The sequence below is a fragment of the Pseudomonas sp. TH31 genome, from assembly GCF_016650815.1.
Classification (GTDB): domain Bacteria; phylum Pseudomonadota; class Gammaproteobacteria; order Pseudomonadales; family Pseudomonadaceae; genus Aquipseudomonas.
Genome location: NZ_JAEKEZ010000029.1, coordinates 397088 through 415583, shown reverse-complemented (window position 1 = coordinate 415583; position 18496 = coordinate 397088). Strand labels below are relative to the sequence as shown.

13 protein-coding genes and 2 pseudogenes are annotated in these 18496 nt (G+C 54.7%); 12 read left to right on the top strand and 3 right to left on the bottom strand.

What is annotated here, in order from left to right:
- Positions 1-537 precede the first annotated feature (537 nt).
- The 4 genes from JFV26_RS21285 to JFV26_RS21270 all read left to right on the top strand — a co-directional run bounded on the left by JFV26_RS21285 (position 538) and on the right by JFV26_RS21270 (position 4981).
- Positions 538-2808: a hypothetical protein gene (locus tag JFV26_RS21285; protein ID WP_201195246.1), complete on the top strand. Its 2271-nt coding sequence runs from the start codon at positions 538-540 to the stop codon at positions 2806-2808.
- The gene (locus tag JFV26_RS21280) at positions 2805-3080 is read left to right on the top strand and encodes a hypothetical protein (RefSeq protein WP_201195245.1); all 276 of its coding nucleotides are present in this window, start codon (positions 2805-2807) and stop codon (positions 3078-3080) included. The genes JFV26_RS21285 and JFV26_RS21280 overlap by 4 nt, the downstream gene beginning before the upstream one ends.
- Positions 3080-3286: a hypothetical protein gene (locus JFV26_RS21275; RefSeq protein ID WP_201195244.1), complete on the top strand. Its 207-nt coding sequence runs from the start codon at positions 3080-3082 to the stop codon at positions 3284-3286. Before JFV26_RS21280 ends, JFV26_RS21275 begins: the two co-directional genes overlap by 1 nt.
- Positions 3287-3898: 612 nt before the next feature.
- On the top strand, positions 3899-4981 hold the full coding sequence (locus JFV26_RS21270) for a hypothetical protein (protein ID WP_201195242.1): 1083 nt from the start codon (positions 3899-3901) through the stop codon (positions 4979-4981).
- Between the two features lie 36 nt (positions 4982-5017).
- Here JFV26_RS21270 and JFV26_RS21265 read toward each other — a convergent pair whose 3' ends face one another.
- Entirely contained in the window at positions 5018-5404 is a 387-nt protein-coding gene (locus JFV26_RS21265) for a hypothetical protein (RefSeq protein ID WP_201195241.1), read from the bottom strand.
- Positions 5405-6005: 601 nt separating this feature from the next.
- Here JFV26_RS21265 and JFV26_RS21260 point away from each other — a divergent pair.
- The gene (locus JFV26_RS21260; protein ID WP_201195239.1) at positions 6006-6224 is read left to right on the top strand and encodes a hypothetical protein; all 219 of its coding nucleotides are present in this window, start codon (positions 6006-6008) and stop codon (positions 6222-6224) included.
- A gap of 130 nt (positions 6225-6354) precedes the next feature.
- The gene (locus JFV26_RS21255) at positions 6355-6909 is read left to right on the top strand and encodes a tyrosine-type recombinase/integrase (protein ID WP_201195237.1); all 555 of its coding nucleotides are present in this window, start codon (positions 6355-6357) and stop codon (positions 6907-6909) included.
- A gap of 1378 nt (positions 6910-8287) precedes the next feature.
- On the opposite strand, the gene JFV26_RS21250 is transcribed toward JFV26_RS21255, so the two are convergent.
- Both JFV26_RS21250 and mtlD read right to left on the bottom strand, forming a co-directional pair.
- Positions 8288-9754, bottom strand: coding sequence for a tyrosine-type recombinase/integrase (locus JFV26_RS21250; RefSeq protein WP_201195235.1), 1467 nt, complete (start codon positions 9752-9754; stop codon positions 8288-8290).
- A gap of 341 nt (positions 9755-10095) precedes the next feature.
- Positions 10096-12249: a bifunctional mannitol-1-phosphate dehydrogenase/phosphatase gene (gene mtlD / locus JFV26_RS21245; RefSeq protein ID WP_201195233.1), complete on the bottom strand. Its 2154-nt coding sequence runs from the start codon at positions 12247-12249 to the stop codon at positions 10096-10098.
- A 1068-nt stretch (positions 12250-13317) separates the two neighbouring features.
- Here mtlD and JFV26_RS21240 point away from each other — a divergent pair.
- The 6 genes and pseudogenes from JFV26_RS21240 (at position 13318) to JFV26_RS21220 (ending at position 18496) form a co-directional block, all read left to right on the top strand.
- Complete coding sequence (locus tag JFV26_RS21240; protein WP_201195231.1) at positions 13318-14286, top strand: glycosyltransferase family 2 protein; 969 nt, start codon at positions 13318-13320, stop codon at positions 14284-14286.
- Positions 14287-14289: 3 nt separating this feature from the next.
- Positions 14290-14999: pseudogene (locus JFV26_RS21235) on the top strand (class I SAM-dependent methyltransferase).
- Entirely contained in the window at positions 14996-15382 is a 387-nt protein-coding gene (locus tag JFV26_RS21230; protein ID WP_201195229.1) for a GtrA family protein, read from the top strand. Before JFV26_RS21235 ends, JFV26_RS21230 begins: the two are co-directional and overlap by 4 nt.
- Positions 15379-17291 (top strand): annotated as a pseudogene (locus JFV26_RS35000) (DUF6311 domain-containing protein). The gene JFV26_RS21230 and the pseudogene JFV26_RS35000 overlap by 4 nt, the downstream one beginning before the upstream one ends.
- 29 nt (positions 17292-17320) lie before the next feature.
- Positions 17321-17485: a hypothetical protein gene (locus JFV26_RS34500; protein ID WP_342215472.1), complete on the top strand. Its 165-nt coding sequence runs from the start codon at positions 17321-17323 to the stop codon at positions 17483-17485.
- Positions 17486-17557: 72 nt separating this feature from the next.
- Positions 17558-18496 carry a LysR substrate-binding domain-containing protein gene (locus tag JFV26_RS21220; RefSeq protein ID WP_201195227.1) on the top strand — a complete coding sequence of 313 codons (939 nt, stop codon included), beginning with the start codon at positions 17558-17560 and terminating at the stop codon, positions 18494-18496.

Sequence of the window (18496 nt, the reverse complement as noted above, 5' to 3'; positions counted from 1 at the left end):
CTACAGAGGCTCTAACTAAAGAAGCGCTGCCAGTGTATACAGAGGTAGCTAAGAGCGCTGTCGGCTCGCTACGGGAAGCTGTGGAGTTGCTTAAGTTGAAAGTGCGAGCACAAAAATTAATCGAACTCGCTAAGAGAACGAAAGAAGGAAATTAATGGAAAGATCAGTGTCACGTTTCAAGGCCCTTCAAAGTGGCCCATGCTACACACTCCTACGTTTCACCGGTGACGTTAATGTCGGCGCTTTCAACAATGGCTACCGCCAATACCTTCGCCGTGTATCTGGTGAGTTTTTCGCATATCAGTATTTCTGGTGGATTGCCGAGGACGACTCTGTATATCTGGCTGTGACTGGCAATAGGCTAGCCGTCACAATCCTCAACAACTACATCAAGTGCAATCGTGGTCACTACTTCGATGCTTGTGAAGTGCTCCACCTGAGTCGTGGTGTGATTACATTCACTAACCTTGTGTCTGGGTTGTTCGAGCAACGCAAGCGCACTACAGGTCACCGTAGATCGTTTGGGGGTAGTGTCCAATGAGCAGTATTAATGAGGAGATCGCCCGCCTAACCGGTAAGCTGGTATTCGATGTGTCGACAGGCCCGCTTAGCCGTTTCATGCAAATGCTAAAGGCGGCAGAACAGCAAATGACCCAATTGGGTAAATCTGCCGAAGCTCTTCAAAAGAAACTGAATATGAAGTTTGGTGTCACCGCTGCTAAGTCTGAGGGGTTGAAGGTTGATGCGGCTGTTCAGCAGTCTCTAACGAAGCAACTTGCTACAGAAACGAAACTCTCGAAGCTTCGCCGTCAACAGTTCACAACACAACTTGCCGAACAAAAGTTGGTATCGGCAGGCAAGAGGGAAGAAGCCTTCCTTCAATCAGCCTCATTGAAGGATCAGGTACAGCGTGCGGTGCTTGCAAGTAAGCAACACGCCGCCGAGCAAGCGAGTCTCAAGACTGACCTTGGTAGGGCTCGTGTACAGGCAACAGTAGAACAGTCAAAGATTCGAGAGGCACGCCTCGCTGACATCCTGCAACGTCGTCAGGAACGCACTGTGAAACTCCAGCAGCAGGCAGCGACTCACGCCACGGCAATGCAACGTGCTGAGCTTGCAATGGCAGCAGCCCGCCAACGTGGTGAGCGCATGGCTGAGAAGTATGTTCAATCGAAACAGACGGCCAAGCTCAGGGAGGAGCGTGCAGCGGTTAGGGCAGACCAACAAACCAAGCGTTTCGACTTCGCTGCTGAGCGCCATGAAGCTTGGAAGGCTAAACAGGCTGAGCCTGAGGGGCAGGGGTTTGGCGGTCTCACCGTTGGCTTAGGTGCCGCTGCTGCTGGGTTGTACGGCCTTGTGTCCGCTGTCGGGTATCTGAACAAGCGTATTGAACTACGTCAGGAAACAGCCGCTGACAACCAACAGTTTGATAACACCCTGCTGGCCGCTGGGAACAACGACAAAGAACGAGCACGGATCAAAGAAGCCTATATTTCCAACTCGCAAGAGTATGGAATGAAGATTGATCGAGAATCAGCAGTCGCATACAGCAACATGATTCAGGGCTTCCGTGCCCAAGGGAAGAGTCTCGAAGATGCAATCCAGTTGCAGAAAGATCAAGCCGCCGTGTTCCGTATTGGTAACTTGGACAAGACACAACAATACTCGGCTGCATTGCAATTGAATCAAGGGTATTCGAAAGATCGCTTCATGGGCCAGGATCTGAGGCCTCTCACCGACGCCCTAGGTACTCGTCTAACCACGATTCTTTACAAGGCAATCGGCAAGGCTCTTGGTTACAAGGGTGATCAGAACAAACTAGCCGGTTTCGTCCTTGAGGCCCAACACGATGGCAAGGTTAACGGTGCGATGGTTCAACAAGGTCTACGTGACATTGTTGCTCAGTCTCCAGAGTTACTAGATCGTCATAAGCACTCTCTTGATGCTCAAGCTGTGAGGCTTGAGAATGATCGCTACTTGCAGGGTGAGAATGTAAACAGAGACCCTGAGTTGATTGCAGCGCTCGGGGATAGACTGACCGCAGAAAGAGAACTCACCGAAGCATTGAGGCCGCTCAAAGACTCTTTGATGGAGTTTGACAAGGGGCTGACCAAGTTCAATACGAACCTAATCCGCTGGATGATCGGGCATAACGCAGACGGCACCGCCGCCACCACTGCAATGCAGAAAGACCCTAATCCAGCACCCGGAACTGTTGGGGAAGCACTTGGCCCAAGATTAAAACCATCCACGCCGGAACCTGAGCAAGACCGTTTGGATGCTCGTGCTACTGGTGGAATGATGGAAAATCTCCGTCGTTTCTTTACTGGCGCCTCTGTAGAAGACGATCAATCAGCGGCAGACGAGAACAGAGAGCGTTGGGGTGGAGGTAAGCTCAAGATTCGCCCTGTGGAAACAGGGAACTTTGACGCTTACACCATCACCATGAAACTCGAAAACTTTGTTAGTCGACTTTCTGATCAGATGGGGGATGAAAGTAATCAGTGGCATCAGTTTCGCGCTCCTCAACTGCTCAACTCTGAAGACCTGATCCAGAGAATGACTGGGCCTCAGCCTTACTACCCAACTCAACCCGGTGCTTCCGTACAGGAACCTAATACGGTAACCAACTCTAACAACACCGTAACAATCGAGCCGACGTCTGTGAACATCATAGTCAACGCATCGCAGATTAGCGATCCGAAGCAGGTTGCTGATGTAATGGGGCCAGTAGTGAAAGACATGATTGATCAGGGAATTGGAAAGATCTTAAGAGAGACCGGCGTGAACCAGACGGAAGTGCAATGAACGGAATCATCAAAGTAATAATGCTTGGTGCATTTTTACAGATAACGGTGGTCTCTGGTCTCACCGTTTACCTGTCCAATCACACAAGTAACATGGCATTGCAGTACGCTCAGCTTGCAGAACGAAACGCCAATCAACGCACTGTTGACCTGATTCGAATCGAACACAATGAACTTCAGGTTCAGTTCAGTAATGAACGCAGCAGCATGCGTGACTACGTCAATAATCGTGTTGATCAGAAAGTCTCCCAAGCTCTAAGGGAGGGTAAGTAATGGAATACAACGAAATCGCCAACCAAACAGACCATAGGGGCGCTTGCACCCTTTATGTGTCAGAAGTCTACGGTGTGGAGGTTGTACAGCAACTTCCCTCAGTCATTGAGACGCTATGGGATTGCATTTTGTTCGGTATGCCGGAAGGACTAGCGCACATTGCCATCTACAGCGATAACGGACTACCACCACCATCAAAGAAGTAACGAAGCCCGCAGTAGAAGTATCGCATGATACAAAACGCCACACGCCTTGTTCTGTAAGGGGTGTAGCCATTTTCAGTGGACATCAAACCGTGTGCATGAGCACACAACATTACCCATTACATAGGAGACAACTGCATGGCGCTGCCATTCGAATTCAAATCATCAGGGGCGGCGTTAACCGCTGCCATGACCCTGTGCGGAACCACACGTAGAAAGTTTGTGGTTAGCGAAGTGATCAACCGCTTCGGCCAACTCCGTTGGATCGTTACACACCCAGACGGTAACCCCGCCATTCCATACGAGGTATTCACAGCATGAAGACATGCACATGTCGCAACTGCTCCACCAAGTTCCAGACACCGAAGGTGGAAGCCTTCTGTAGCGGCCAATGTCGCCACGCATACAGCGTAACCAACCCTAAGCCTACATACCCTGCTAACCGAGACGGAGCATTCAATGACCTCAGCAACACCGCAAAAGAGTAAACCAGCTGTACATCGCCCAACATGTCCACATTGCAAAACCCGATTTCGCACCACCAGCGCTAAGAAAGTGTATTGCACTCCGAAGTGCCAGAAGGAAGCCAGCAAGGGGAAACGTCGAGTATCCCGAGTGGCCAAAGCAACAACCTCAGCCTTCTTCTACCACCTTGCCTACGAATGTGAACGTGCCGGGACACTCCAGATCCTCACAGGCCACACCGTGGATTCGCTGGTAGCCCTATATGGCGTGTACAAGCTCAAGCTCAAGGCCAACCGTTACGGAGAGACCAAGGATTTCGCTATCTCTCATATTCACCCGGTGCAAGGCCATAATGCTATTGGCCTGTTCCACCCTGACAACTTGGTAGTGGCCCCATCCACGCTGAATCGAGATCACGGCACCAAGTATTGGGGCCACGGCCTGAGCATCAACCGCAATGCCTTGGTCTCTCGCCATTCAGTGGAAAAGGGCGCCCCACGCAAGCAAACAGTGCAACGCGTCATTGCCTTCCTTGGTGCTGACGTAGTGGCTGAGGTCGTGAAGATTGCCAAGATTCAACCAACTCAACGCCACAAGGTGCTGAGCTGGCTACATGATCACCTTGACGCAACAGTGCCAGAACAACGCGCTCACTTGGACGCCCTCGACGACATGTGCACCAAGGCCCTGTCAGCGATGAAAGCAAAGTTAGAAGGGAAGGAGGGGAGTGGATTCCAGATTAAGACAACCATCCTTACGCCATTCAATGTGTTGTCCCAGGAGCTTGAACGTCACGCTCAACACCGCCCAGAGCTAACCGAAGTGCTGGACGTGATTTGCAAGCGTGTCAGCCCCTTCACTGCGTTGCACATGAGTAGAACTACCCTCAACGCTGAAGAGGTACAGGCAGTGTTTGACGTGCTCCACGGCAAGCCTGTTGAAGCCATCCTCCACGTGCTAACCGAGTTCGTAGAGCGTCACACAAGCACCGTGGACAATGGCGAGCGTATCCCGCCATACAGGCCAATCGTGTTTAGGATGGAGCCAGTGCAGCGTCCAAGGGTGTTGGCAACCCGCGAGCGAAGCGAAGTAACCCTGCAAAGCCCTGTCTCATTCCTCGCTAACGCTCGCGAGTTCGCTGCTGAGCTGGACGCTGTAGACGTTCAAGATGTCATTCCTGTGCTGCTACCGGGCCATACGCTGGCGTATGAGGTGGAGCCTCTGCCATGGTGATAACAAGCGGGGCTCTACACCCCGCCAGTTTGGTCGTTACGCTACTTTCACTTCGGCTTGATCAAAGTCTTCTTGCTCAGCCAGTTCCTCAGCTCCATCTGGAGCTGGTGCAGCTACTTTGTTCGCAATCAGTGAAGTTACATCGCTCCACTCTTCCATGCGGAACACGTGAACGCGCTTCACAAACTTGCAGAACTGAGGCGCTTTGTTACTCAGCGTTGACTGTAGCTGCATGATCGCAGTGATAGGATTCTGTTCTGCTTCGGTGTGATACAGCGAGCCTTGTGGATGTGCGGTGAACCCACACGAAGCCAGAGCTAGCGGAATCTCAGTCTGGTAAATCTTGGTTCTTGCGGCATCGCTCAGTCCGTGAGCCTTCATCGCTACGGTGTCGAGATCAAATGCGATTGCGTAATGTGCCATTTCCCGCTCCTTTGGTTTCATGTCGGCGGATGCCTAACCGGCCCATTTTACTATAACGGCAACGACGTTGCTGGCTGATTGCCGCATGCGCCATAACCTCCGTCGAAACTCAAAACAACCGGGGTGAAAGCCTATGAAAACCTATCGTGTCAGTGGTTTTGATAGGTTCTATTGATGATGTGCATTCAGCTACAAGCCAGCATCTACGCTGCCTGTAGCCAAAACGGATAAGCTGGATTCGGTGAGAACGCTTCAACTTGAGGTTTTGGTGCCAAAACGGCAGTTTTGAGCTGGAATCACCGACTTCCGCAAAGGCACACTTTCGCCCGGCCAGGTTGCGTAAAGACCTTCCTGAACTAGCTTTGATGGTGTCGCCGACGTGGCGATAGGCTATTAAGGAGCAGCGCATGGCTAACAAGCGTGGTAGGGACTCAAAGACTGGGGAGTTCATCCCGATCAAAGAAGCTAATCGGCGTCCTAACACAACAACGGTGGAGACAATCCCGCCACCGAAGAAAACGCCTTCAAAGGGTAAATAGCTTTATCGTGAGGGCGTCGCTAGGCTCCCTCACATCCCTCACATCCCTCAAGGACGACCCCCATGCCAGACAACTCAGACGCCAAAATCGCCACAGCAGACGTGCTGACCCTCCTACTTCACAACCAGCACGCCCTAGCCGCCGCAATCGAAGAGTTATCCCTGTGGGTGAGGTTACAGGGTGAGCCTGTTGTTCATTTGAATGTCATGACCGCGCTGAAAACCATCGACAAGAACGCGGCAGCTATCACCGAGGCGATCAATCAGATACGCCAAGCCTGACCCGATACAGATTCTAATTAACAGAATACTATTGTGTAAATTAGCCAGTCCTTTAAAACTCTTGCTGTCGCCATGCATGTCATGCTCTAATTAACACATCGTAGGAAAATCACACGGAGTGTTAATTAGAATGAACATCGTAGAAGCGGTGAAAACAGAGGGGGAGGCCGAGACGATTTCTCGCAAGCTGACCCTCAACGCCAAAGGCAACCCTTTGTATGCAGACATATGGCGATTCGGTATCAATACCGCACTTCGTATCAGTGACTTGCTGAGCCTCACCTTTGAGGATGTCCAAGGCGATAGGCTGGTGATCAAGGAGGCCAAGACGGGCAAGACTCGCTCCATTGATTTGAACAGCTCGGCCAAGACCATCATCGGACGCCGTAGGAAAGCGCACCCAGACCACACGTTCTTGTTTCAGGTGGACAGCAACCGGGCCAAGGGCAAGGCCGTTAGCCGTGTAGCGGTTGCAACTGCGTTCAAGGCTGTCGGTGATGAGATGAGTATCCAGCTCGGCACCCACTCCATGAGGAAGACACGCGGCTGGCTCATGTATAGCGGAGGCGTTTCAATCGAGTTGATTTGCAAGGTGCTGAACCACTCAAGCCCCGCCGTGACGATGGTGTACGTCGGTCTCACTCAGGCTGAGGTTGACGCCACTTACCATGAGTTCGTGTTCTGACGGATCGTTGCTGCACCCAATGCCCGCCTTGAGCGGGCTTTTTCATGCCTGCTGAACGAAGCAGTTGAGTTGAACAGACGCTGAGACAGCGTTGTAGGGCCTCTAGCGGTGAGGTTATTTCTGCTTTTCCAGCGATCAGATAATGGTGTAGTGGCGAGCGTTAAGCAGCGCCAGCATGACGGCCGAAAAAAGGCCATCAGCTTATTTTTCCGTTGCGAAACTCAGAAGCTCAGAGAGGTGTTCGGATTTTTCGGGGCGGGGCCAGGTACTGGAAATATCGGTCTTGCGGGGAGGGCCACCAAATCAGCGCAAGCTTGGTGGCTTGTCGCTACGCCTTAACGAGGCGGACTACGGTGGTGGTGACAGACATCCTCCCACTCGCCGAAACGAAACCGGCGATACTGACGGACAGGGATGGTTTTCTGGCCTACGGTGTTACGTTCGAAGCTATCCATAATGGACGTTCCTTATGCGAGTTAATGAATCGCACAGTTCAAAATCAGGAACGACCACCGATCAAACACCAATTGACGCAATTGCATCAATTCGGTTAAATGGCGTCCTTCTCTTGACCGTGCTAACGCATGTGGAAGAGGGCGAGTAGCTACGTTTATGTCCGGAAAAACGTGACGTAGCTGCTCGTGAACATCTTCAACAGAGCTGCCCACATGGGCGGCTTTTTTGCGTGTGCTCATCTTAGTCTAAGTCAAGATTTCAGTGCAAGCCTCTGCGGGGCATTCTCCGCATCTTTTTTTATCTGCCGCCTACTGACCCCTAATAACTATGTCAAAGAGCCTCTGAGGGCCTTTTGAGGGCCTTAGTGGGGCTTTATTGACGCCATCCGTTGCGTTCTTGAGACGAGCAACTTCCCTCCGATGAAAGAGATTTCTCACGAAATGAGAGTCAGAAGAGGCGTAAACCCCAACATGTAGGGTTTCGTAGGGAGGCGACCACAAGATAGTGCGTTTTGGAGGGGTATTGCAACGTACTGCCTGTGGATAACCCTGTGTAACGAAAGTGAGAAAGCAGTCAATTCGCTGGCGTAAGTCGTTTGTCGCTGCTTTCTGCAATCAAGTCCTTTTTTGCGCAAACGAACCCTACCGCAAATTCCTTCTATATATAGGAGGCGATCAGTGCTCGTTTCACTGGGGGCAAATGCTCACTTCTTTTCGTACGTGTCGTGGGCCTATTTCATCTGTTCCCACTCGTGTTCCGTTTCACCTTGGAGGGGTCACCAAATCCCCAGCGCAATCGCTCATGCTCGTGCTTCAATCCTGTTAACTTTTTGAAACAGTCGTACCTCATGTACGTTGGCTTATCGAGGTTCTGTCTGCCTTGTCGAAGGTCTTGTTGGTGTGGCGTCGAGTCCGGATGGTTTTTAAACAGTCGTTAAGGTAGGCAGCTTCGATATGGCTTTGAGCTTCTGCTTCGGTGATGAACCGTCCGAATACACATCGAAAGTCACCGTGCCGGTTTCATGGCCTACAAGCTCGTTGATTAGCCTGTCCGGCACGTCAGCTCGCACCAACTGGGTGATTACCGTTGCCCTGATGCTGTGGAACACCCGTGTGCGATCAAAACCCATCGTTGTTTTCAGCCTGCCAAACGCCTTGGACAGTGCGTCCGACCGAATCCCATATTTGTTGTTGCTGTCGGTAGGCACCAGATAACCGTCTGTAGAAGCTTTGCTGAGTCGATCCACCAGCGCCGTTAACTTGGGATGCAGCGGCACCTGTCGAATTCCTGCGACGGTTTTTGCATCGACGATATCGAACATCTTCACCCCATCGACAGTAATCAAATGCTCCTTACGAAGCTGACACAGTTCCTCGATGCGAGCCCCGGTATACACCCCCAACAAGATCAGGTCTGGCAGCGCGCCTATGTTCTGTTCCTTCGCAGCTTTGTACAGAGTGCCCACTTCCTCAACGGTTAAAGCCTTTCGTTTTGCCTCAAGTTTGGCCTTGCCTTTGAGTGTGGGTAGCGTGTGTTTTTCGAAGGGATTTACATGTCCTTTGAAAGACTGGCGCCACTGAGGTTCATACGTCATTGCCCATTGCCAAAACTGACTCCCAGCAAGTAAATACTGCTGCTTAGTCTTGCTGCTGAGCTTCATTGCCTGTAGCCAAGCACTCACAGAATCGAAGTCGAGAGAGGTGCCAGTCGTTTGCAGATGCTCCGACAGATTCAACAGCTTCGACTCCTGCTGATCGACCGTCTTGAGTGCGACGTGATGCTCAAGCCTGTAGGTGCGGAATGAGGCTAAACGTACCTTCGTGATGGGAGAGCGAGCTTTGTAGCTGGCCGGGTCTTTTACCAGTGTGTCTAGTTCCTGGGACTGTTCGTTGGTGAGCTTGAAGTCAGCACCAAGACGCTTTTGCAGAATGTCCTTGAGTCGTTTATTCAGTTCGTCCTGAAGCTGGACTCTTCCTCCGATCCCGTCCTTGAGGTGATCGCCAACAAGCATCCGTATCGCTTCCATGAAACGGGGACTGTTCAGCAGCTTTGCTTTGAAGGCTGGGTCGACATCGGGCAGCGGCGGGGCAGTCTCACCGACAAGCGCTCGTTTCTGTCCTTGTGTGATTGCATCCAAATCTTCAAGGGTCTGCACTACGTCTTCTTGCCAACCGTCCCCCAGTAACTTGCCATCGCGAATGGCGTTTATCTGGCTCCACCATGCGTGCAGGATGGGTAATCGCAGGTGTAGCGCTTCCGAGCGCGATCCCGTCTTGAGAGTCTGTGACAGGATACGACGACCGCCGAATGCAGCCTGTACATCTTTTGGGATGTCCAGTCGCACATGATACGTGCCGCCTTGCAGTTGCAGATTGTTGGCCTTGGGCATGGTCGCTTTCTCCGTTTTTCTACGTAAAGATTCTACGTAAAACCACCGGTAAAGCCAGTAGATACAGTGTTTGTTGGGCTTGACGGTTGAGTATGGTGAGTCCCTATCTCTCCGCCATTACATAGAAAAAGCCCCGTAGCTGAATAAGCTACGGGGCTTTTTTGTTTCTGTTGTCTTGTCCTGAATAGGGTTTACACCTTCTGACCTATCTTCAGGAGGACTCAATGGATTCGGGAAAAAGGCGCAGTCAGCGTGATTACACACTGGCTTTTAAAATATCGGTCGTTGTCTCGTCCTGAATAAGATTTACACCTATTGCAGGACAAGACACATTGCAACCGCTAGACCTCTTCCTGGTTAACCCGTACCGGCCATCCCCAGTGCCCGGAGTCGGGCTGCACCAGCCGCTCGAAGTGTCCGCCAACACCCTCGATCAACCCCGCATCCCTGACCGGGTCCAGCCCCGGATAGGGCTTGCCGTTATAGCTTCCCGTGTACGTCAATACCGCCTCTACACTCCCGCTCTCCTCGTAAAGCGTTCTCATCAACTGGCTCTCCTGATCCTTGCTGTCCGTTGAGCGCAGGGCGTAGTGCAGCGCCAGTGCTGTGCCGAATTCCAGGCCGGTGGAGTCGATCCCGTGTTTGCGGGCCAGGTCGATGCTGCGCAGGATGCGTTCGTTGCGTTGCAGTTTGCGCAAAGGGTCGCGGCCGACTCGGGTGCACGGGTCTTTAAAGGATGTGTTGCAGCGTTCGAGGAAGGTTTTGGAAAAACCCGCGACGGCTTCGTACATTTGTGGGTTTTCCGCGACCAGGGCCGGGCCGACTTCTTCCCGGATCAGGCGTTCGGCCAGGGCGCTGACGCGCGGGTCACCCATGCCCTGGCCCAACCACGAATAGCCCAACAGGCTGGCGTACCAGGCAATGATCGCGTGGGGGCCGTTCCACAGGAGATTCTTGATCACCTGGGTCTGGGTGATGTCCTCCACGGTTTTCACTTGGCGCAGTCGCTCAAGCAGGTTGCTGCCGCGCTCGACGTACAGGGGCATGTCCGGCTCGCTGTTGAACAGGATCAGGTGCATCTGGCTAAGGGCGTTGCTGGACTGGGCGAAGGGCCGGAAGCGACCGATCAGTCGTTCGTACTCGGGCGCCTTGGCGGTGGTCGGCGCCTGTGGGGCTGTCGGTTCGTCGCTCAGGCTGTTCTGGAAGATCTTCGATTTGATCCGTAGTTGCCTGAGCAGGGCCTCATTGGAGATCTTCGAGACGATTCGGCTGACGACCGTTTCGGCAAAGTGGGTTTTCTCAAGGATCTGCTGGCAGGTCTCGGGGGACACCAGGAGCAGCAACTGCGTTTCGACGTGGCGGCGCACGAAAGCGGCGCCGCCGACCTTGTTCAGCACGATCAGGATGGTCAGCTCGCGTCGACGGCGTTCAAAGCGGCGAATCAGGCCCTTGGCGATCACGTCGGCCTGTTTGCGGATCGCCGGTTCGGGCAGGCTCAGGCCGACGATCTCCGCGACGTCGTACATATCGATCACCGCTTCGGCGTCGTCCATGTCGATCATCCGCAGGTTTTCGATGGTCTGGTCGAAGGACGTGGCACCGTAGCGCACGCTGAAGCGGCCGAAGGCCTCGACCGTTTCACGCAGCATGCGCGAACGGGTGGCGGCGATGATTTCGCAGGGGCGGGTGTAGCCGTCCCAGTGGGAAAAAATCTGCGTCAGGTAGCCGCCGCCCATGGCGCCGAAGCCGTGGATGCCCACGCGAAACTGGTTGAGCGCCTGGGGGAAGGTTTCGGTCAGCTCGGGCGTGCCGAGGTCGGGCATGCATTCGGTCAGGTCGCCGAGAAACTCCTGCATGTTGCCGTAAGCCTTGAGCGCGCCGGCCTTGACCTCGGGAGCAGGAGGCTTGATGTCCTCGATCAGGATCGGCTGCCCTTCGGCACGGATGGCCGAGAGCAGGCCGTTTTCCGAGTCCTCGACCATAAAGCAGTGTCCCGGCTCGCAATTGAGCGCACTGGCCGCCCGCAGGAAGATCTCCGGATGAGGCTTGCCCTGGCTGACTTCGTCGCCACACACGGTGATGTCGAAATACTTGAGCACGTTGGCGTTGATCAGGTATTCCTCGGCGATCGCCCGACGGCTTGAGGTCGCGACCGCCATGGTCAGGCCGTACTTGCGCAAACGCTCCAGCACTTCCAGCAGGCCTGGCTTGATGGGGACGCCTTCATTGCGCACAAACGCCAGCTCCAGTTCATCGGCGCGCTGGCGGATCTCGGCGTAGGGGAAGTCTTCACCGTTGTGGGCCTTGGCCAGGGCTTCGGCCTTCTTGGCGCTCAAGCCCAGAGAGCCGATCAGGGTTTCCTCGCTCAACGGCTTGCCGAAAATCTCGCTGGAAGCCTGCTTGAGGGTTTTGAAGCGCAGGCGTTCGGTGTCAAACATGGTGCCATCCATGTCGAAGATGGCGCTGAATATTCTTTTTCCCTGGAAAAAAATCATTGATTGATACTCCTTGTACCGTGGGGTGGCTCGACGCAAAGCCGCCTCATGAGGGGCACTGCACCTGCAAAATCGGGTGACCTGGAGCTGACGGGCACGGTTCGAGGCGCGAAGGCCGACCGGCGATGTCTCGCTCAGGAGGTGACGGGTTCAGATAGAAAAGCCAAACGAGCACAAACTCCGCGGAAAAACGGGAGAAGGACGCATCGGTTCAATGGCTAGCGATCAGAAACAGGCGGGCGGAGGGATGGAACGATGGCGCCGATAAGCGCAGCGGTCGAAACAGGGTCGCAAGAGGTGTAAAGCGAGGAGTGCAAAGAGGCGAGAAACCAGCCCTGTGGCTGCGCCAGCGCAGCGTTTGACGTGAGGCCCACAGTGCGCAATCAGGGATGCGGAAAGTGGGCCGGCAAGGCGATCGATACGTGTGATTCCATGCATAAGACGGTGTTATTTCCTGCGGTGTGGCTTAGGGTCTTTTTAGGTATACAGCATGGCAAGCGTCTAGATCAAGGCTGGGGGCGAGGGTATTTGGCGTTTGGATAGGGCGGGTTGATCACTGGAAACGCTGTAAATGTGGGGCCCCATGCCCCTAATGCCGATCAGTTAAGAAGATCTCAAGGTGACACACGCTTTGTAGAAGCTGGCGCAGCCTGCGTCCGGCTGCGAAGCCGTCGTAAAATCTGAGAGCGCGGTCTTTCTGATACACCGCGTCGTCTGGATTGACGACTGCTTCGCAGTCGGACGCAGGCTGCGCCAGCTGCTACAGATCGTGTTTAGCTTAACTGATCGGCACTAGCCCATGCCCCTGCCGTTATTAATAGCTACAACCTGTGTGCCGCATGTGAGCAAGCCTGGACGCGCCGGGTTTTTGGTCATCGGGTATTTTCCCCAATGACTCGAGGGCTTTTCCTGCAGTCAGTAGAGCCTTCGGAGAATGGCCAAAACCGCCGCAGTTTCGCCCTTGCATCACCTTCCTCGCTCCTGCTTAATACGACTCGGCTCATGGCGCTGGATTACACCTCGGCGACCGAAGATTGTTGAACAATCACTATAAAAAAGAGCAGTCAATTGACTCATCAGCACGGAACGCAACTGGCCGGGCACGTGGCGCTTTCGCTCGTTATCCCGGTGTTCAATGAAGCGGCGACCATCGACTTGTTCATCGCGCGGATTACTGACGTCTTCAACGCTGAGGCGCTGGTAAGTCTGGAGATGGTGTTCGTCAATGACGGCAGTACTGACACGACGCTGGACTTGCTGCTTGAGCATCAGCAGTCTGATCCGCGTGTGCGTGTCGTTGATCTGAGTCGCAATTTCGGCAAGGAAGCGGCGTTGACCGCTGGCTTGCAGACCGCCTCCGGCCAGGTGGTGGTGCCGATTGATGCCGATCTGCAGGACCCACCTGAAGTCATCCTGCAAATGATTGCCCTGTGGCGGCAAGGTTATGAAGTGGTGCTGGGTCATCGTGTGAGTCGCAGCACCGACTCCTGGGCCAAGAAAACCTCGGCCAATTGGTTCTATCGCCTGCACAACAAAATCTCTGATCAACCATTGCCCAAAGATGTCGGTGACTTCCGGCTGATGGATCGCTGCGTGGTTGAGGCATTGGAGTCGTTGCCCGAGTCCCGGCGTTTCATGAAGGGCTTGTTCGCCTGGGTCGGGTTTCGCACCACGCATGTCGATTACGAGCGGCCGGAGCGGGTGGCCGGTGAAACCAAGTTCAACGGTTGGCGCTTGTGGAATTTCGCGCTGGAAGGCATTACCAGTTTCAGTACCGACCCGCTCAAGATCTGGACCTACCTGGGCTTGTTCGTGTCGCTGGTGTCGTTCTCGTTCGCCATTTTCATTGTGTTGCGCACCTTGATTTCCGGGATCGATTTACCGGGCTACGCCTCGCTGATGGTGGCGGTGACCTTTCTTGGTGGCCTGCAACTGATCGGCATCGGGGTGCTCGGCGAATACCTGGGCCGCACCTACATCGAATCAAAGCGCCGGCCGGTTTACCTGGTGCGTCGTGTCTATAACGGCAAGGACTGAACCATGGATCTCAAGGAAACCGACATCCTCGGTTCAAGCATTGACCAGCATTGGTATTACGCGTCAAAGGCAGCGGCCACCAAGCGTTTGCTGGGCGATACCCCGATCAAAAAATTCTCGATGTCGGTGCCGGCTCCGGGTTTTTTACCCACCACCTGCTGAGCCATACTGCCGCGAACGAAGCCTGGTGCGTGGACATCAGCTACGACGCGGATTCGGACGCCACCACCTCAGGTAAACCGGTGCACTACCGTCGCGGTATCGATTCGGTGGACGCCGATCTGGTGCTGTTGATGGACGTGCTGGAGCATGTCGACGACGACGTCGGGTTGCTCAAGGCTTACGTTGATAAAGTGCCGTCCGGCAGCCGTTTTTTGATGACCGTGCCGGCGTTCCAGTTTCTCTGGAGCGGGCACGATGACTTCCTCGAACACAAACGTCGCTATACCTTGGCGCAGTTTGAAACCGTGGCCCGGGACGCCGGTTTGACGGTGAAGCAGGGCGCCTATTATTTCGGTGCGGTGTTCCCGATTGCGGCGACGTTGCGGCTTTTGCCCAAAGGCGCGCAGCCGTCGCCGCCGCGCTCGCAGCTCAAGCAGCATCATCGCGTGGTGAACTCGATTCTAAAGACCTTGTGCAGCATCGAGCTGCCGTTCATGGGCGCGAATCGCCTGGCCGGGCTGACGGTGTTTGTGCTGGCGCAGAAGCCGTGACGCCGGCCGAAAAATCAGCGCTGATCAAAAGATCGCTGAGGTTTGCCGTGACCGGGTTGTTTGTCACTGCGCTTCACGCGTTTGTCGCTGTGCTGTTCATCAACTTTGTTATTCCGATGCCGCCCTTGGCCAATGGCGTGGCATTTGCCGTGGCAACGGTGGTGTCGTACGTGATCAACACCACCTGGAGCTTTTCCGCACGGCTGCATGGCCGCACGCTGCTGCGCTTCATGATGGTCTCGGGCGCAGGCTTTTTACTGGCGATGTTCGTGGCCTGGGCCGCGCAAATGGCCGGGCTCAATTATTTGCTGGGGATTGGCGCGGTGGCGTTGACCATTCCGGCCTTCACCTTTGTATTGCACAACTTTTGGACGTATCGATGAAGGATTCTGGAAAGCGCCTGGCTGTGACGCTGCTTCCATTGCTGATTGGGGTGTTGGCGTTTTTTCTCGTCATAGGGCCGCGGGCACTTAACCCACAAAATATTGCCTGGTTGGGCAGCGGCGACCCGGCGACGCATTATCTGGGCTGGGTGTTTTTCCGGCAGTCGCCGTGGACCTTCCCGATAGGCCTGAATCCGACTTACGGGTTGGAGTTGAGCAATGGCATCATTTTCTCTGACTCCAATCCGCTGCTGGCTTTTTTGTTCAAACCGTTTGCTTCGCTATTGCCGGAGCCTTTCCAGTATTTCGGGATCTGGTTCCTGGCCTGTTTTGTCCTCCAGGCATGGTTCGCCTGGAAACTGGTGGGGCTGATTACGCCAAGTGTCGGCATACGCGCTGCAAGCACCGTGTTGTTCCTGTTTGTACCGCCGATGATCATGCGCATGACGGTGCATTTGTCCCTGGGCGGGCATTTTCTGATTCTTGCCTCGTTGTACCTGAGTCTGAACCCGCTCCTGCGTAGGCGACGCTTGGCCTGGGGCGCATTGCTGGCAGCGGCGGCGTTGATCCATGCGTATTTCCTGGCCATGGTCGCGCTGATCTGGATTGCCGATCTTGCCGCCAAGTACTTCAAGCAAAAGCTGACCTTGCGTGCAGTGGGCATCGAGTTGGCGCTGCTGTTTTTGCTGGTCAGTTTCTGTTGCTGGCAAGCTGCATATTTCACCGTCGGGGGGACGGTGCGATTTCGGATGGCTTCGGTCTGTACCGCACCAATCTGTTGACGTTGATTACCCCCGTCACCTGGTCCTATCTATTGAAGGATCTTCCAGGCGCCCTGGGTGATGGCGAGGGGTATGGTTTTCTGGGGCTGGGGCTGCTGTTTTTGGCCATATGTGCCTTGGTTGGCTGGCTGCAAGGCAACACCGGGTTTGGCGCTGCATTGCGCAAACGGCCTTTGCTGCTGCTCGCATTGGCGTGCCTGGGAATTTTTTCGCTTTCAAACCACATCGCTATCGGATCGCTGGAATTTACCTATCCATTGCCTGCGGTGGTCATCAAAATTGCAAACATTTTTCGTGCTTCGGGGCGGATGTTCTGGCCGGTCTACTACGCAGTTATCCTGACGATCATTTTCCTGGTGATTCGGGCCAATCGGCCACGAACCGCGACGTACTTGCTAACGATTGCGCTTTTGCTGCAGGTGATGGATACCCACAGCGGCTGGTCGATTATTCGCAAGCGACTGATGGTGGAGCCGGCTTCTGAGTGGGCAACACCCTTCGTCGATCCGTTCTGGAAAAGCGCGGTTTCCCATTACCGGAAAGTGCGCTGGGTCGTGCCGCAAAATCTGTCTCCGGCGTGGATGCACGTTGCCGCTTTTGCGGGTAAATATGGGTTATCTACCGATGCCGTGTATCTGGGGCGCATGGATCTCAAACAATGGGGGCAGGCCGACCAGAAGGCGAGCCGGGCGTTCGCTACGGGGCAATACGATGCTGACTCGTTGTATCTGCTCGACAATCGCGCACTGCTTCAGGCCGTCGCGACCGTCAATACCCAGACGGATCTCTTCGCCAGAATTGATGGCTTTACGGTGTTGGCACCCGGCTGGAAGCAATGTGCTGATTGCCCGCAATTGATTGCACAGGTTCCGCCAACTGATTTTTTACCTACCATCGAGCCCGGGCAAAAAAACTGTTCAATTTGGGTGGTAATGGAAAGGTGTTGCTGGCCAACGGCTGGTCCGATTCTGAACTCTGGGGCACCTGGTCTGAGGGGACCGTTGCCGAAGTGGTGTTTCGAGTGCCCACATCCACGCGCACGCTGCGACTTGAAACCATGGCGTTTCTACCTCCCGGCCATGCTCGGCAAAGTGCCGTTATCAGCATCAACGGCCTATCAGCATTGACGACGGCTCTGGACAGGACCGATGGCAATGTGATCGACGTGAACCTCACGGCAGCAATGCAACAAAGTGTCTCGAAGCAAGGGATGCTGCGATTGCAATTCCAGTTTGCGGACGCGATCAGTCCATTGGATTCTGGAGTCGGTCAGGACGGACGTAAGCTTGCATGGGGCTTGAAAGCCTTGACGGTGAATTGATCGTTTGTGCACGTAGACGCACCTGCCGCGCCTTTCTACACTGGCCCAAGTCTTGGGGCCCGGGGGCAATGGATGAATCGCAACGAACTACGCAAGGCCGACATTAACCTGATGGTGGTGTTCGAGACATTGATGCTTGAACGCAACGTGACGCGGGTGGCGGAGAAGCTGTTTCTCGGCCAGCCGACCATCAGCTCCGCGCTCAACCGCTTGCGCACGATGTTCAACGATCCACTGTTCATTCGCGTCGGCCATCGCATGGAGCCGACAGCCCGTGCCGAAGAAATCATTCTGCACCTGTCGCCGGCGCTGGATTCGCTGTCGGTGGCCTTGAGCCTGACCCACGATTTCGACCCTGCCAGCAGCACCATGACCTTTCGTATCGGGCTGTCGGACGATGTCGAGTTCGGCTTGTTGCCGCCGCTGCTGCGTGCCTTGCGCCAGGAAGCGCCGAAAGTGGTGTTCGTGGTTCAGCATGTCGATTACTGGCGGATTCCCGACCTGTTGGCCTCTGGCGATATCACCGTCGGCATCAGCCAGACTCGCGGGTTACCGGCCAACGCTAAGCGCAAATTGCTGCGGCACATCCAGCCCAGCGTCTTGCGCGCCGATGCATCCGACACGCCGCTGACCCTCGATGAGTATTGCTCACGCCCTCATGTGCTGGTTTCTCACACGGCCAACGTGGCTGGCTTTGCCGATGAGTGGCTGGCGGAGATAGGCCGCAAGCGGCATGTCGTGCTGTCCGTGCCGCAATACAGTGCCTTGCCGGCCCTGTTGGCCGGGACCGATCTGATTGCCAGCCTGCCGGACTACACCGCAATTGCCATGGCCGCCTCGGGCCATTTGTTCAATGAACCGTTTCCGTTCAAGACCCCGACCCTGGACTTGTCCATGGTCTGGCTCAGCCATGTCGACACCGACCCCGCCGAACGCTGGTTGCGCTCGCGCCTGGAAGCGTTCATGAGCGAGCGCGGTCTGGTCAATATGCAAAGTGCGAGTTCTCACTGA

Excerpts from the sequence above, each read along its gene's own strand:
- JFV26_RS21285 (WP_201195246.1), top strand. The coding sequence starts at position 538 with ATGAGCAGTATTAATGAGGAGATCGCCCGCCTAACCGGTAAGCTGGTA.
- JFV26_RS21280 (WP_201195245.1), top strand. The coding sequence starts at position 2,805 with ATGAACGGAATCATCAAAGTAATAATGCTTGGTGCATTTTTACAGATA.
- JFV26_RS21275 (WP_201195244.1), top strand. The coding sequence starts at position 3,080 with ATGGAATACAACGAAATCGCCAACCAAACAGACCATAGGGGCGCTTGC.
- JFV26_RS21265 (WP_201195241.1), bottom strand. The coding sequence starts at position 5,404 with ATGGCACATTACGCAATCGCATTTGATCTCGACACCGTAGCGATGAAG.
- JFV26_RS21260 (WP_201195239.1), top strand. The coding sequence starts at position 6,006 with ATGCCAGACAACTCAGACGCCAAAATCGCCACAGCAGACGTGCTGACC.
- JFV26_RS21255 (WP_201195237.1), top strand. The coding sequence starts at position 6,355 with ATGAACATCGTAGAAGCGGTGAAAACAGAGGGGGAGGCCGAGACGATT.
- JFV26_RS21250 (WP_201195235.1), bottom strand. The coding sequence starts at position 9,754 with ATGCCCAAGGCCAACAATCTGCAACTGCAAGGCGGCACGTATCATGTG.
- mtlD (WP_201195233.1), bottom strand. The coding sequence starts at position 12,249 with ATGATTTTTTTCCAGGGAAAAAGAATATTCAGCGCCATCTTCGACATG.
- JFV26_RS21220 (WP_201195227.1), top strand. The coding sequence starts at position 17,558 with ATGAATCGCAACGAACTACGCAAGGCCGACATTAACCTGATGGTGGTG.